Origin of the sequence: Candidatus Pseudomonas auctus (genome assembly GCF_048654275.1) — a bacterium.
In the GTDB taxonomy this organism is placed as follows: Bacteria; Pseudomonadota; Gammaproteobacteria; order Pseudomonadales; family Pseudomonadaceae; genus Aquipseudomonas; species Aquipseudomonas pharyngis.
The window spans coordinates 38,547-52,901 of the sequence record NZ_JBJYZK010000003.1; the positions used below are offsets into that span (position 1 = coordinate 38,547).

At 61.0% G+C, this 14,355-nt stretch carries 19 protein-coding genes; all 19 read right to left on the reverse strand.

Annotated elements, in window-relative coordinates:
• Window positions 1-4 precede the first annotated feature (4 nt).
• The 19 genes from recA to ACKUG4_RS06675 all read right to left on the reverse strand — a co-directional run bounded on the left by recA (window position 5) and on the right by ACKUG4_RS06675 (window position 14,352).
• A complete protein-coding gene (gene recA / locus ACKUG4_RS06585; RefSeq protein ID WP_003222269.1) occupies window positions 5-1,063 on the reverse strand; it encodes a recombinase RecA in 1,059 nt (352 codons plus the stop codon).
• Window positions 1,064-1,146: 83 nt separating this feature from the next.
• The gene (locus ACKUG4_RS06590) at window positions 1,147-1,647 is read right to left on the reverse strand and encodes a CinA family protein (protein ID WP_445433684.1); all 501 of its coding nucleotides are present in this window, start codon (window positions 1,645-1,647) and stop codon (window positions 1,147-1,149) included.
• 68 nt (window positions 1,648-1,715) lie between these two features.
• Window positions 1,716-2,246, reverse strand: a complete 531-nt coding sequence (locus tag ACKUG4_RS06595) for a lysis system i-spanin subunit Rz (protein WP_445433685.1) — start codon at window positions 2,244-2,246, stop codon at window positions 1,716-1,718.
• Window positions 2,228-2,791, reverse strand: a complete 564-nt coding sequence (locus ACKUG4_RS06600; protein ID WP_445433686.1) for a glycoside hydrolase family 19 protein — start codon at window positions 2,789-2,791, stop codon at window positions 2,228-2,230. Before ACKUG4_RS06600 ends, ACKUG4_RS06595 begins: the two co-directional genes overlap by 19 nt.
• Before the next feature lie 56 nt (window positions 2,792-2,847).
• Window positions 2,848-3,090, reverse strand: coding sequence for a hypothetical protein (locus ACKUG4_RS06605; RefSeq protein ID WP_445433687.1), 243 nt, complete (start codon window positions 3,088-3,090; stop codon window positions 2,848-2,850).
• A gap of 11 nt (window positions 3,091-3,101) precedes the next feature.
• A complete protein-coding gene (locus tag ACKUG4_RS06610; protein ID WP_445433688.1) occupies window positions 3,102-4,304 on the reverse strand; it encodes a carbohydrate binding domain-containing protein in 1,203 nt (400 codons plus the stop codon).
• A gap of 29 nt (window positions 4,305-4,333) precedes the next feature.
• Window positions 4,334-4,774 (reverse strand): phage tail assembly chaperone, encoded by a 441-nt coding sequence (locus tag ACKUG4_RS06615; protein WP_011332736.1) that lies wholly within the window; start codon window positions 4,772-4,774, stop codon window positions 4,334-4,336.
• Between the two features lie 2 nt (window positions 4,775-4,776).
• On the reverse strand, window positions 4,777-5,697 hold the full coding sequence (locus ACKUG4_RS06620) for a gp53-like domain-containing protein (RefSeq protein ID WP_445433689.1): 921 nt from the start codon (window positions 5,695-5,697) through the stop codon (window positions 4,777-4,779).
• Between the two features lie 14 nt (window positions 5,698-5,711).
• Window positions 5,712-6,278 carry a tail fiber assembly protein gene (locus ACKUG4_RS06625; RefSeq protein ID WP_064593856.1) on the reverse strand — a complete coding sequence of 189 codons (567 nt, stop codon included), beginning with the start codon at window positions 6,276-6,278 and terminating at the stop codon, window positions 5,712-5,714.
• A gap of 7 nt (window positions 6,279-6,285) precedes the next feature.
• Complete coding sequence (locus ACKUG4_RS06630) at window positions 6,286-7,365, reverse strand: phage tail protein (RefSeq protein ID WP_064593854.1); 1,080 nt, start codon at window positions 7,363-7,365, stop codon at window positions 6,286-6,288.
• A 128-nt stretch (window positions 7,366-7,493) separates the two neighbouring features.
• The gene (locus tag ACKUG4_RS06635; protein ID WP_064593851.1) at window positions 7,494-8,009 is read right to left on the reverse strand and encodes a hypothetical protein; all 516 of its coding nucleotides are present in this window, start codon (window positions 8,007-8,009) and stop codon (window positions 7,494-7,496) included.
• The gene (locus ACKUG4_RS06640; RefSeq protein ID WP_445433690.1) at window positions 8,006-9,157 is read right to left on the reverse strand and encodes a phage tail protein; all 1,152 of its coding nucleotides are present in this window, start codon (window positions 9,155-9,157) and stop codon (window positions 8,006-8,008) included. Before ACKUG4_RS06640 ends, ACKUG4_RS06635 begins: the two co-directional genes overlap by 4 nt.
• A 111-nt stretch (window positions 9,158-9,268) precedes the next feature.
• Window positions 9,269-9,670 (reverse strand): hypothetical protein, encoded by a 402-nt coding sequence (locus ACKUG4_RS06645; RefSeq protein WP_064593847.1) that lies wholly within the window; start codon window positions 9,668-9,670, stop codon window positions 9,269-9,271.
• A gap of 2 nt (window positions 9,671-9,672) precedes the next feature.
• The gene (locus ACKUG4_RS06650) at window positions 9,673-10,608 is read right to left on the reverse strand and encodes a P1/P2 acidic ribosomal protein (RefSeq protein ID WP_064593845.1); all 936 of its coding nucleotides are present in this window, start codon (window positions 10,606-10,608) and stop codon (window positions 9,673-9,675) included.
• 14 nt (window positions 10,609-10,622) lie between these two features.
• A complete protein-coding gene (locus tag ACKUG4_RS06655) occupies window positions 10,623-11,222 on the reverse strand; it encodes a YmfQ family protein (protein WP_039771270.1) in 600 nt (199 codons plus the stop codon).
• Complete coding sequence (locus ACKUG4_RS06660; protein ID WP_074691337.1) at window positions 11,210-12,253, reverse strand: baseplate J/gp47 family protein; 1,044 nt, start codon at window positions 12,251-12,253, stop codon at window positions 11,210-11,212. Before ACKUG4_RS06660 ends, ACKUG4_RS06655 begins: the two co-directional genes overlap by 13 nt.
• Window positions 12,243-12,641, reverse strand: coding sequence for a phage GP46 family protein (locus tag ACKUG4_RS06665; protein WP_007954906.1), 399 nt, complete (start codon window positions 12,639-12,641; stop codon window positions 12,243-12,245). The genes ACKUG4_RS06660 and ACKUG4_RS06665 overlap by 11 nt, the downstream gene beginning before the upstream one ends.
• The gene (locus ACKUG4_RS06670) at window positions 12,641-13,150 is read right to left on the reverse strand and encodes a phage baseplate assembly protein V (RefSeq protein ID WP_064593841.1); all 510 of its coding nucleotides are present in this window, start codon (window positions 13,148-13,150) and stop codon (window positions 12,641-12,643) included. The genes ACKUG4_RS06665 and ACKUG4_RS06670 overlap by 1 nt, the downstream gene beginning before the upstream one ends.
• A gap of 158 nt (window positions 13,151-13,308) precedes the next feature.
• Entirely contained in the window at window positions 13,309-14,352 is a 1,044-nt protein-coding gene (locus tag ACKUG4_RS06675) for a phage baseplate assembly protein (RefSeq protein ID WP_085612318.1), read from the reverse strand.
• Between the last annotated feature and the right edge of the window lie 3 nt (window positions 14,353-14,355).

The following is a 14,355-nucleotide window of genomic DNA, read 5'->3' on the forward strand; positions in this document are numbered from 1 at the left end:
GCAATCAGATGTCAGCGTCAGCCAGGTCGTCTTCGGTCTCTTTGACCGCAGAAGCCTTGGAGTCGGCGATCACTGCTGGCGACAGCAGTTTGTCACGCAGTTGCTTCTCGAGCTTGGCCGCGACTTCCGGGTTGTCCGCCAGGAACTTGGCCGAGTTGGCCTTGCCCTGACCGATCTTGGTGCCTTCGTAGGCATACCAGGCGCCGGACTTCTCGACGAAACCGTGCAGCACGCCCAGGTCGATCATCTCGCCGTTCAGGTAGATACCCTTGCCGTAGAGAATCTGGAACTCGGCCTGACGGAACGGCGAAGCCACCTTGTTCTTCACAACCTTGACGCGGGTTTCGCTGCCGACCACTTCGTCGCCTTCCTTCACCGCGCCAGTACGGCGGATGTCGAGACGAACCGAGGCGTAGAACTTCAGCGCGTTACCACCGGTGGTGGTTTCCGGGCTGCCGAACATCACGCCGATCTTCATGCGGATCTGGTTGATGAAGATCACCAGGCAGTTGGCGTTCTTGATGTTACCGGTGATTTTACGCAGCGCCTGGGACATCAGACGGGCTTGCAGGCCCACGTGCATGTCACCCATTTCGCCTTCGATTTCAGCCTTTGGCACCAAAGCGGCCACGGAGTCGACGATGATCACGTCAACGGCGTTGGAGCGCACCAGCATGTCGGTGATTTCCAGGGCCTGTTCGCCGGTGTCCGGCTGGGAAACCAGCAGGTCGTCGACGTTGACGCCCAACTTGCCGGCGTACTCAGGGTCGAGGGCGTGTTCGGCGTCGACGAAGGCGCAGGTCGCGCCGGCTTTTTGAGCCTGGGCGATCACGGACAGCGTCAGTGTGGTTTTACCGGAAGATTCAGGACCGTAGATTTCAACGATACGGCCTTTTGGCAGGCCGCCGATGCCGAGTGCGATGTCCAGACCCAGAGAGCCGGTGGAAATGGCCGGGATCGCCTGACGGTCCTGATCGCCCATACGCATTACGGCACCCTTGCCGAATTGACGTTCGATCTGACCCAGGGCCGCAGCCAAGGCTTTCTTCTTGTTGTCGTCCATTAAAGTCCTCACGTAATCAATAAGGCCTGACGGCCAACACCTGTATAAGTAGCCAGTATTATTCCACAGCGTTCACGGATCGCCTACCCCTGATTTTCGATTTCTCGTGCCGCTAGTCGCAGCAAGCCCTCTAGCGCGGCCTTCACCGTTTGTCGGCGGACTTCGTCGCGGTTGCCGGGGAAGTGCTGGATCTCGCTGGAAACCTGGTCGCCCACGCCCCACGCCAGCCAGACAGTGCCCACCGGTTTGTTCGGCGAACCACCGTCCGGCCCGGCCACGCCGCTGACCGCCACGGCAAACCGCGCCAGGCTTTTGTCCTGGGCGCCCCGCACCATGGCCTCGACCACCTCGCGACTGACCGCACCCACGGTGCCGAACAGCTCCGTCGGCACATTCAATTGCTGAGTTTTCTGGCGGTTGGAGTAAGTCACGTAACCCGCCTCGAACCACGCCGAACTCCCCGGAATCCGGGTAATGGCTTCGGCAATCCCGCCACCGGTACAGGACTCGGCCGTAGTGACGTGGGCATTTAGCAATTGCAGACGTCGGCCAAGTTCGGCCGCCAGTTGAGTGATTTCTTTCACGGCGCGCTCCGGATCGGATGGAATGGGTACCACCGTACACGAGCCGGTTGCGCTTTCAATACACAAGCTTATTCAAAATGTGCAGGCGCCAGCGCTCTGATATAGGCCTGACAGGCCTGCAAGGCAATCAGTCCGCGGTCGCCTTCGCCGGTGATGGCGACAATTCGTCGAGCATGCGCCGGGTCAAGTCGGGCGCGTACGGTTGCATGATCCACGCCGCCGGTGCCGGAGGCGGCTCGCACACCGCAGCCTTGGGCAGCGTCGCCTGCGTCGATGAGGACTGACAGGCGCAGATCAGCAGTGGCAAGACGATCACGCAGACGATCCTGATCACGTTGGGCATCGTTCAGTGCTCGATAATGGGTTTGTTCACTGGCCGTGAGCCGTTGCTCCAGGGCCAGACGCTTGTCCTGTTCGGCCTGTTGCGCGGTGGCGGCCGTCAGGGTCAGTTGATTGAGGATTTCGGTGTGCAACCGCGCCTGTTCGGCCAATTGGCGACCGTAGCGCCAGTCCTGAAACTGCCAGGCCAGCGCCGCCGACCCTGCGGCCAGCAGCATCAGGCCGATCAGCCGCCAGACGCTCAGACCGAAGGCAGGCATAGCACCGCCCTCGCCCGCCCCCAGAGTTCCAGGCGATCCTGCAAACCGTTCAACCCGCCGTTGATTCGCCGAGTGATGCTGTTGAACTGATCCTGATCCGCCAGCTCGTTCAGGCCGTTCTGCGCCCAGAACCACGCGGCGGACTCGGCCGCCCATTGCGGTTGCTCCAGCAGTTCCGGCAGCGCCAGCAGACGTTCATCGCCGAACAGCCCGAGACTGCACTGGCGGTAATTGCTGCGACCGGTGATCTGGATCAGTCCACGACCGCGATACTTCTGCCCGTCGCCATCGGCCTCGGGCGTGTTGCCCAGACGCAACGCCAGCGTACCGGTGTCGTATTTGCTCAGGTATTGGTTGTTGCCTAGTTCACGCACGTACTGAAAATGCCCCGACTCGTGTCCGATCTGGGCGAGAAACGCGGCAATACGCTTGGGCGTGTCGATGCGATGGCGCGCCATGGCATCGTTGAGTGCAGAAACAAAAACGCCCGCTTGGCGGCGGGCGTTGGGCATGATGGTGAGTAGATTGTCTTCAGTGATTTGCATAATGCTCGATCCTCCCTGGATGCGCCGATTGAATCACGGTTGGCGACCAAAGCTGATCAGCCATTGTTTACCTCAGTTTTCAGCATGCTGTCCGGGGACACCTGGATCATTCGCTTGAACAACCCCAGCATGCCTTGATTGGCCGTCAGACTCTCTATCGGCGGGTCCAGTGGCAGTACCTGCCCTCCGGACACCAGCCACTCCTGGTACTCAAGCCAGTCCCGATTAACGGGATCCTGTGGAATAAACGCTGAATCACTCAGGCGCAGAACGCCATACGATGTGAGCTGATAACTCATGGACTTGTCCCCTAGATTTCCGCGTCCGCGGTCCAATCGACCTGCAATGCCTGCCCGGGAAAGCTGCCTACGGGCGTCACGGTGGCAAGCGCAAACCCTCGCTCGCTCACACTTTGCAGGATGGTGCCTGTGCAGGCCTTCGCAAGTGATGAATGCCAGACTTGATTGCTCGCCTCACCAGGGCAATACGTCACGACCGTTGGCTGAACTCGCTTGGGCACCTGCATATCGATGCACATTCCATATTGGCCGGAATTGGCTGCCGCTACCTGGGAAAAGGTGGCGATACAGGTTCCTGGACCGTTGTTCGAACGGATCGGCAAACGGTTTACAAAAGATTTTTCGAAATAGCGCTGACAGAGAGTCAACTCTTCCGCCGCTGGACGGTATTCAAATGGTGTCGCAACCGGCCCCTCCTCCAATTGCATCTGTGCCAGATCGACGGTCTGCAACACGTTGAGCGGCAGATCGAACGACAAGGTCAGGCAGTCATTCACGCCTAGCATTTTCCCGGCGATGGTTGGCACCTGAAACGTTGCGCTGTATTTCTTCCACGACGTACTCAGTTGAAAGACGTCGACAACCTTCACGACACCCTCCGAACCGCCCGCCCCGAATTGCTGGGCAATCGTGACACGCAAAGGACGCGTCGCATCGGATCGCGCCCAGAAGCTGACTGTCGCCATTCGTCCGGCCAGGGTCCTGACCGATTCAATGCTCTGGGCGACTTTATGCACCGTTGCTCCCGTGCCTGCGGTGGCCTGCTGCCAGCGCAGGAAATAAGCGGGTTCACCCACGACTTCCGTTTGACCGAGGGCAAATTCCTGGCGCGAAATGCTGACACCAGCGTTGCCGTTCCAGTCGCACCGGAAGCGATCCGCCACATACCCACCGATGTTCGGCGCCTGATTGGTCGTGCCGCGTTGCCAGATATTGAATCCGCCATTGATCAACAGATTCTTGCGATACACCTGCACAGGAAACTGCTGCAACGGATCCGGTTTCGCCAGTTGCCGGATGGCCTGGGCCAGTTGATCGGTCTGCTCCTCATCCGGCGTCAGGCCGGCGGCCGTGATCGCGTTGAGAATTTCCTGGGTCACACTGTTGCCCCAACTGGCCGGGATCAACGATCCCGGTTTTCCGGCAATCGGGTCTTCATCGACGAACTTGCCATTCTCCAGGCCTGAGCCGGGAACGCTTTTCGGATAATCCACTTTGATTCCTCATTGATCGGGTCAACGGTTCAGCCGTTCGACCGCAGCAAGCCTTCAAGCCAGTCGGGCTCTACAGGGCGAGCCTGGGCATCCGGAAATTCCGGATCATTGGGCCAGTCGCGCAGTGCCTGCCGATAGGCAAGAAGCTGTTTGAATTCTTCGGTACGCAGCGTCGTGCCCTCGCCGACTTCCAGCTCTTCAGCGTCACGCCACACCAGCCATTGAGTGTCTTGCAGGACGTTGTCGCGCCACGCGCGCTCCCGGGAAGCCAGTGCCTGCGGGGAGATGACCGGGTCGTTCAATACGGGCTGACCGCTGGCACTGGCGCTGATGACCTTGCCGCTTGCCTGCCCGGCAAACAGTTCGGCGTATTGGGCGCGGGTGATTTCCACGGCGCCTTCAGGTGGTTCCGGATAGGGGCTGTCGACCAGTTCAAAGCCGCGTGTCTGTGCATGAAAATAAATAGCCATGGTTATCGTCCCCAAACCAATATGCGCCCCGAGATTCCAGGTTCAGCCTTCACACTCGACGCCAGGACATTGCGAACCCTGGCAACAACCGTCGATGTCGTGGAGTTGGCCCCGTCGAATGCCCAGACAGTGACGTTGGAACTGCCCCAGCCTGCCGGATAGCCTTCATTGGCGATCCCGCCGAGGACAGCATTGGGAAACATCATTGGTAACGACACCGTCATGATTCCATTCACATCGGAGCCCCCGGTCACCCACTGCACAATCAAGCCGCTGGGAAGTTTCTGATATCCGGCCGTGGCGAACTGCGACGCATAGAGCGCCGAATACTTCAACGCAGCGGTGCCGTAAACGACCCAGACACCCGACTCCCGGACGAAGGTCGCACTCTCACCGCCGTTCATCGTGATCGACCCCAGATACGCCCCCTGGGGGCTGATCTGCGTACCGGTTTTACTGGCAACCGTGACCGCTGCGCTGTTTCGGCAATGCAGGCTGATCGTTGCACCGCTGGGCACCGCAGTGGCGTCCGGCAAGGTCACGGTGTACGCAGCATTTCCGCCCATCCCGACCGAACAGCCGATATCCGCCAGGGTCAGTTGGGTCGAGCCGGAGATGCCGCGCGCACTGGCGTAGTTGCCAAGTGCCCGCTGGACAAACTCGGTGGTCGCGGCAGAGCGACTGACATCAAATTGTGCAGCCGTCGTGAACAACGCCGGACTGCGCAGTGCGTCGAGCAGTTGATGAGTGTTCCCCTCGTTAGGGGTCATGCCGGCGGCCTGCACGACGCTGAGAATTTCCTGCGTGACGCCATTGCCCCATGTGGCGGGAATCAGCGAGCCGGGTTTTCCGGCGACAGGATCCTCATCGACAAATTGCCCGTTCACCAGCCCGACGCTGGGTACGCTTTTGGGATAGTCCAAGATTCATCTCCTTATCAATCTGCTGTGCGGGTGCCAGGCACTGAAGGCCAGGTGATTTGCTCCGGGAAACCGGCCTGTTTTTCGATACGGTTCAGCTCCACGCTGTAGAGCTTCCACTCGAGCAATTGCAGTTGCTCTTCGTGGCTGGCGTCGCCGATGTCCTCGGCGTATTGCAGGGGAGCGATGCGCAGGATGGCGTCGCGCAGCAGCGTGTCGCGCTTGTCGACAAGGACAGACTTGATCGCGGACAAGTGTGCCGCTTCATCGAGCTTCCATGCCTGACCGTTCCAGATATACCCCTCCCCAGGCCAGAGCTCGGCAGTGAGGTAATCCGGTAATTCACCTGGTTCACCCCACATCTGTTTCGCCCCACTGTCCGTTCTGTAAACCACTCCTCGGTGATCGCTTACCTCACGAGGAATGTTGTTCACCAGAGCCCAGACACGACCACTTCCAGCCGATGGCAATTCAAAAGGCAGTTGCACCGAATTACTGGGCAACTGGACGCCAAGACCAGGAGTTTCGACAAACTCAACGGGACCAGACAGACAGCCCACGTGATCAAACAAGTAATTAAACATGAGCACCTCAGATAAGTTTGATCCGACCCGGATAGGCGATGTTTCGAGGACGCGTGATGCCGCCATGATTCAACAGGTCTGCGTCCGAAATCGGCGAAACAGTCTCAGAAGGGGTGATGTATTTGACGGTGGAGCCCGAGTAATCGGTGTAATTCCCCATATCGAACCCCAACTGGGCCTTTTGGGTACTGATGTGCGTAGCAAACAAGATATTGTCGCCAATGCCATTGTCGCCCTGGACCAACGAGCCTTTTTGCCAAGAGCCCGGCATACGTCCCGGATCAATCAGGCCACCCTCAGCCAGTACCCTTAGAAACTCGCCACGGGCTTCTGGTAATCGGAAGTTTGTAGCTCCATCCCCCAAGGACCATGCACCGGCACGATCAGCTTCGGAACGCAACATGCCGGACTGTTGCGCGTGGTCCCAAAGCCAAGGCCAGTCCGAGCGGCTGAGTAACGAGCCATTCAAAGCGGCATAGCCACCCGGTAAGACCGAGAGAGTTGTCTCAAAGGCAATGTGGCCCAGTGACGAACCGTCCAAACGTCCGACCGGCCACCAGCTACCCGCGCCGTCGCTGCGCAAATGCCACCAGTCACCGCCACCCATCAGCACCAGAAACGGGTATCCGCTAGCAGACAAATGCGTGTGAAAACGGATCCGGTCGGTTCCGGATGCCTGCACCACCATTCGATTGCCGCTGTTGTCGACACGACGAACAATCACGTCGCGCACACCCAACCCGACATTAGCGCCGGGCAAGGTGATCGTCGTGGCACCGGGGCTGCCATCGATCAATACCAGACCCAGCTCCTGGTCGCTCAGAGCCTTCGAAGCGACAAGCCGCGTTACCACCGAGCGCATTGGGCTGGTAGCACCGATGATCGATTGAATGGCTTTGAACAACTGACCGGTATCCGCCTCGGCAGCCGTCATTCCGGCCCCCGTGATCACGTTCAGGATTTCCTGGGTTACGCTGTTGCCCCACACCGCCGGTATCAATGAACCCGGCGTTCCCGCCACCGGATTTTCATCGACGAACCGGCCATCGACCAAGCCGACGCTGGGGACGCTTTTTGGATAGTCCATTGGTGTTCGTTCCTCTGTAATGACAAATCAAACGCAGCAGCGGGCAAGCCTTCGCGACGGTGCCGACGTTTCTGTTCCTGAAAATAAAAAGCCCACAATGAAGTGGGCCTGGATAACGCTGACTGCGGTTACGAGGTCGGATTGGCGATCAGTTCACGAATGGCCTGCAGCGCCTCATCGGCAGCAGCGCGGGCCTGATCCATCTGACTGTTGGTTGCTAAGGTGCGGATCCGGGTCTTGGCTTTCAGGCGCAAGGTGCGCAGGGTCAGCAGGCTGTTGCTGAGCCGGGTCGCCTTGTCGAGAATCTGATCGGCTGCCTGCCTGGCACTGCGCCCTCTGGCGACCCAGGCTGCGACGGACAGTGGCACATCGTTTCTCGGGTAGCCCGCGTCCTGAAAGGACTGCGCGTCGACAGCCGCTTGAGCGTACTCCAGCGCCTTGAGCGGATCGCCGGCCAGCACCGCACGGGCGCTGTCGGCGGCCGCATCGACCCGAACGCAAAGCCCTTCGCCTTCCTGCTGATCCAGCTGACTGCCTCGTGCGCTGTCCATTACCCAGGTTTTTCCATCCCAGTCATGGGCAGCGGACGGCTGAAGTGGACGCAACCCCTCTTCGAATTGATGCAGTTCCTGAATGATGTTCATCGGATCAATTCCCATGAAAAATTGACGTTGACCGCAGAGCTGAAATTGATGGCGATCCCATTGGAGTAGTCGCCGGGTGACAGGTTTTTCAGACCCATGCTGAACAGCAGTTCATCGCTGGAAGCATTACTGGCGCCCAAAGTGTGCTCGGCCTGATAGACCTGCCAGAGAGAGCGCAATTCGTTGTGGTCGAAGCTCGCTGTCAGGGTCGATACGGTTGTGTCGTTGAGCACGTTGCTGGTGAAGATGCACGCCATCGCACCTGCAGTGGACCAACCGTCCCAGTTGCCCGAAGTCCCCACGGTCGGATTCAGGTAGCAATAGTTGCCGCCCAACCAACCGCCCGGTGCAAAGGACACGCCGGTAATGCCTGTAGGATGCGGTGTCGGGTTGCCCACCACCAGTCGAGCCGCTCGGGTGTGGGGATCGACAGGCAAATAGACCACGCCATTGCCGTTGACGGTCTGGCTCCATGCCAGATGCTTGCGGTTGTAGACCGGTCTGACGATCGGTACCGAGCCGGGCCCGGCAGTCACCACCCAGGCCAGGCACATATCCAGCGGCGTGGATTGAAAACCACCCCCTGCTGCACTGTTGACGGTGCCCTTCAATCCTTCAGGTGCCGGGTCATAGATCGTTCCGCGCTGCATGTAGAACGTCAGTGCACCGCTAATGACCTGTGCCCTCAGGAAGTAGCCGGTGGCCGGCAACAGATCCGCACTGCTCCAGGCCTGAGTGGTGAACGTGCGAGACCTGCCCAACTGGCCTGAAACCACCTCCTGGCCAATGCTCACAAACACGCCCGCAGGAATCGACACACGTCCGCCGCTGGTCAACACCGCCGTTGGCGTGATCGGCAAGCGCCCATCAGGCGTCGCGACGGTCGGCAACGGCAATGAGCCGACGGGCAATGCTGAATCCAGACTCCAGCCCTTGGCCGAAACGCTCTGAATCGCTTGCAGCAGTTGATCGTATTTCTTCTCGTCCGGGTTCAGATCCCCGGCCTTGATCACGTTGAGAATTTCCTGCGTGACGCTGTTCCCCCAATCCGCCGGAATCAACGATCCCGGCATCCCGGTCAGCGGGTTCTCATCAACAAATTTCCCATTCACCAGACCGGCGCTGGGGACACTCTTTGGGTAGTCCACTGTTCAATTCCTGTAGGTATTCGCTGTGGCTCCAGCGATCGGCTGTCAGCTTGCGCACCGATGAAAAACGCCCGCACAGGGCGGGCGTCGGGCCAGAGGTGGAGCGCTTGTTCACTGTGCCCGAAGGGGCAACCGCGCCAGCCACTTGGGCGGTTCGGGGCGCGACGGGTTATCCGGCGTGTCGCTGGAGGCCGGCCAGTTGCGCAGCGCCTGACGCCAGGCCTGCAATTTCGAGAACTGTTTGTTGCTCAGGGACGGTTGCGCCCCGACGTCCAGCTCGTCGCGATGACGGGTCACCAGCCAGTCAGTGGCCATGAGCTCAGCCATGCGCCATTGACGCTCTGCCTCGATTTGCGCATCCGGCGAAACATCGACTTGCGGCGGCGCACTGAAGCGCTCGTTGTCGAACAGCCATCCGGTGGAAACCGGGAGGCCGACCGGCACCGGAATGCCGCAATCGACGTCCCCCGTCATCAGCGCCGTCACCACTCCATTTTCGATAATGGCCTTCATCCTCATACCTCCCATCTGACGCGAGCGTTGATTCGGCCTGAAGTGCTCAGGTTCTGTGACCACGCAGCGATCGCTACACGCGCCGTATAACGGTCAGTAAAACCACCCTCTGGCATGAACTGAGTACCGACAAAGTTGACCCCGATCTCCTCACTGATCACGCCATAGTCGGTTTTGACGTTGTCATCAAAATCATAAATCCCTGCAATGTACGCGCGAGGTTTGCGCGCCCAGTTCAACGGGACCGAGTAATTGCCATTGGCACCGGACCAGACACCGACCGCTTCCATGCGGGCCTTGTTCGCCAACAGCGTGAGCTTGGGTAAAGTCCCGGCTCCTGCGGTCACCACTCTGGCCACCAGCATGTCGATGCAGGTGGAGTCGAAACCACCGCCACTGCTCCCGGTTCCCGCCTTCATCCCTGCCGGGATCACATCGGTATCGAGACCTTTTTGCGTGTAGCAGACCAGTGCCCCGTTGCGGATCTGCATCCGTAGAAAATAGGTGCTGTTGATATCCAGTCCGGCGGAGGTCCACGCAGAGGTCAGCAACGTACGCGGGCGGGCCGTCATGCCAGCGCCAATTTCTTCGCCGAGGCAGACCAGCACACCGCCCGGCACTGACACGGTGCCGCCAGCGGCAGCACTCGCAGCACTGACCGGAATGCGCCCGTCGGCAGTGGCCACTGTTGGAAAAGCCAATGCGGCGAACGGCATCGCATCCTGAGACAAGACATTCTTCAGTGCCTTGAGCAACTGATCCGACTCGCTTTCGGAGGGGACCATCCCCGCCGCACGGATCACGTTCAGCAGCTCTTCCGTTACACCATTACCCCAAGTTGCGGGAATCAACGAGCCCGGTGTTCCGGTCAGCGGGTTTTCATCGACAAACCGTCCATCCACCAGCCCGGAGCTGGGCACACTCTTCGGATAATCCATCCCGTCACTCCTTCCTAGTCATAGTTGATGTGCACCTTGGTATGCGCCGGTGCCGCCCGATGAATCAGGCACTCCAGCGCCGAGCCCGGATTCACGCCGAAGCGCTCGCCCCAGTAACTCGCGCCATAACGCCGGCCGAGCAGCAAGCGGCCGCCAGTGTTGAGCGTCCACATGAACTGCGCTTCCCAGGTGCCCCAATGCGCTGCGCCAAAACGCGAACGGCCCATGCGCGGGGCTTCGAGTTCGGTAATGGTGGCGTTGGGGTAACCCTGGCTTTTGGCGATTTCCAGGTAGTAGCCGACGGCCTGGCTGCCGACCGCCAGCAAGCGGCGGCGCACGGCGAGGCGGCGGTCGTCGAACAGCGGCGTGGCGCCGAGGCACGGGTCGGGCAGGTTCATCACCTGCTCCCAGTCCGGCACCAGTTCGCTGACGCCGGCCGGGTCCATTTCGTTGAGCAGGTCGGCGGCGCGGGCGTCGAGGCGCGCCAGTTCGACGGCGACGCCTTCCAGCACTTCCTCGAGCTCCGGCACGCGCTCCGGATCCCACGCCGGACCACTCGGCAGCAAGGCGCGCAATTGCGCCTGGTATTGCGCGGCGGTTCTTATGGCAGCCATACGCAACCCCCGAAGGTGAGCAGTTCGCTGTCACCCGCGGCCACGTTCGCCACCGGGGCTGACAAGACGTGATCGGTTTCTCCCGCCGCGCTGCTGATCGCTTCGCGGATGTGGCTGATCAACAGATCCTCGCCCAGGTCGGCTTCACGGTTGTGCAGGTCGCGCAACTGGGTTTCGACGGCGGCACGCACGGCGGTGGTGTCGGGGGTCAGCTTCAGTTGATAGGTCACCGGTTTCTGCACAGGCGGACGCACATGGACTTCGGCGGTCACCGGGCGCAGCGGTTCGATGTAGGCCTGCACTTCGGCCAGTTGATCGGCATTCGGCACCGGTTGCGGATCATCGTCGCGCATGATGTACACGCCGACGGTGCCCGGCCCGAGGAAGCCGCCTCGGCACCAGGCACGAGTCACGCCCGGCACTTCCAGCGCCCAGGTCTCGTAGTCACTGGCCGAACCGCCGTGAGGGATCACGCGGTAGGAACGGATCACCCGCGAGCGCAACGACTCCAGGCTTTCCCGCGCCACGCCGCCATTGAGCCCCGGCGCCAGCACCACAAAACTGTTGCCGACCACGCCGGTGATCGGCTGCACCGGCGTCAACGCCAGCCCGGCCTCGGCATTGCCCAGGCTGCCGGCCTCCAGCGCGGCGATGCTGGTGCTGTTGACGCCATTGACGGTGGTGCGGGTGGCGGTGACTTTGAAGGTGCGGCCGTCACTCGACTGCAGCAACGTATCGGCGTCCAGCACCGCACCCGCCGTCGCGTTGAAGCTGACGTTGCCGGTGGCGACCTGCGCCGGTTTGCGCGGCTGGTTCAGGCGCAGTGCGGCGATGCGTTCCAGGGTCGATTCATCGGCGGTGTCGGGCAGGATCTGCTCGGCAATCCAGTCGAGGTAGCCGTACAGGCCATAAGCGGCGCCGCCGAGTGTGCGGGCCAGGACTTGCGCATCGGACTGGCGCAGCGAATCGCCGGCCAGGTCGCTTTGGGTGCGCTTGATCAGCACCGGCAGCGAAGGGGTTTCAAACGGCATAGATCACCTGCCAACTGTTATCGGGGTTGATGTCCAGGCGTTCGCCGTCGGCCAGGGTCAGGACCGTGCGCAGGTTCAGGCGCTGGGCGTCGAGGCGTTCGCTGATGATGTCGATGGCGCTGCAGTGGCCGTCATCGATCAGCCATTGCAAGGCTTCGCGGGCATAGAACTCGGCGTCCATCTGGGTCTGGCGGGTCAGCTTGACCCGGCGCAGCAGCCACAGCCGCGAGCCAATGCGATCGTCAGCCACGGTGGGAAAGGTGTCGCCCCACCAGCCGAAACGCTCCTCGTCATCGAGGGCATCGTCGTCGGCGGCACGGCGCCAGGTGAACAGGCTGATCAGCACCGCACGGGTCAGCGCGGCGTGGAGGTTCTGACTGAACAGCATCACTGACCTCCCGCCGGCGCGCCGGTCTGGCCACTGCCGGCCTGCACGCCAACGTGCACGTGTTTGATCTGGCTGATGCCGCCGGCCAGCTGATCGCCGGTTGAGACGATCTTGCCGGTCTGGTTGATCACCGGCGTGTCGAAGTTCACGGCGGTGCTCGCGCGGATATTGAGCGTGGCGGTTTCGATGTCGATGATCCGCCCCCGCTTGAAGTGAATTTTGTCGCCCTCGTCGGTGTAGATCGCCACCTCGCCGGCCGCCAGCGATTGCAGGCGGTAACGGCGGTCGGCGACCACCAGGGCGATGGCGTGGGAACGGTCGCCGCCGAGAAACGTGACGACGCCTTCGGCACCGGCCAGCGGATGGCTGGTGAAACCGTAGGGTTCGAAGTGCTCCAGGTCGTCGTTCACTTCACCGGCGGTGAGGCGCATTTGCAGCGATTGCAGCTTGGATGCCGAATTGGCGAGCACGACAGTGCCGCGCGCCAGCAGGCGTGTCAGTAGGCTCATGAATTGTCCTCAGGACTTTGCCAACACAAAACCTGTGGGAGCGGGCTTGCCCGCGATGGCGGTGTGTCAGGCAAAGTAGTGTTTGCGGTAACTACCGCTATCGCGGGCAAGCCCGCTCCCACAGGGCCAGGTGATGCCAGTCAGGTTCGGCGTCAGGCTCAGGTTTTTTTGGGGGGCGTCGGGTCAGGATCGAAGGTATGCGGCGGCGCCACTTGCAGCGTGGTCACCGAGCCTTGTGCCGACAGCGAGTACGTCACCTTGGAGATCAGCATGTCGCCATCGAAACCGAGTACCGGATCCTTGACCTTCACCAGCGTGTTGTGGCGCCACAGATCGCCGTTGGACTGGCGCCAGCCCTGCACCTGATACGTGGTGGTCAGCGCCCGGCCCATGCGCGTGGCGCTTTCCCACTGGGCCCGCTGCTGGGCCAGTTCGAACGTCAGTTGCGAACCTTCGTTGATGATCGTGGTGCGCCGACGCTTGAAGCTCAGGTCGGTGGCGCTGGATTCAACCTCGCTGACCGCCGCCCCGCTCTTCTTGTCGTTGCCCTTTTGCTGGCCGATCACCCGGTATTCGGAGAACACCTGGCTGTGATCCATCGGCGCATTGGCCGAGAGAATGTTCTTGCCCAGCTCCAGCGCATCGCTCGCGCGGCCGCCGCTGCCCGGTTTGGCCAGCACCAGCCGACCTTCGGCGTCATCGGTGGAAAACACCCGGTACAGCGAGAGCAAACGGTCGATCGACTGAAACACCGTTTCACCCGGAACGATGGTGTGTTTGCTCAGGCGTGCGGTCTCGGGAATCTCGTTGACCACAAACTGCGAGTATTCCCCGGCCAGGGCCTGGACGATGTTCAACAGCGGCTGTTCCTGCCATTGGCCGGGGATGTTTCGCGCCGCACAATCGACCAGATCCTGGGTCTTGGAACTGCCTTCGATGCTCAGGCTGATCTGCCGCCCGTCATAGCTGATCGGGGCCTTGAACACATAACCGGTGAGCACCAGATCCTGGCCGATCCGCACTTCGCACGGGTCGCCGGCCTTGATCCGCTGATCCACGGTCTGCCCCGGCCATTGCCAGGTGATGTCGAGTTTGAAGGTACGGAACTGGCGCTCCAGGTCCGCGGTGATCTGCACGCTTTTCCAGCCGCCGTATTCCATGTTGTCGACGGTCAGCGTGACGCGGTTGTCCATCTCGCTCATGGC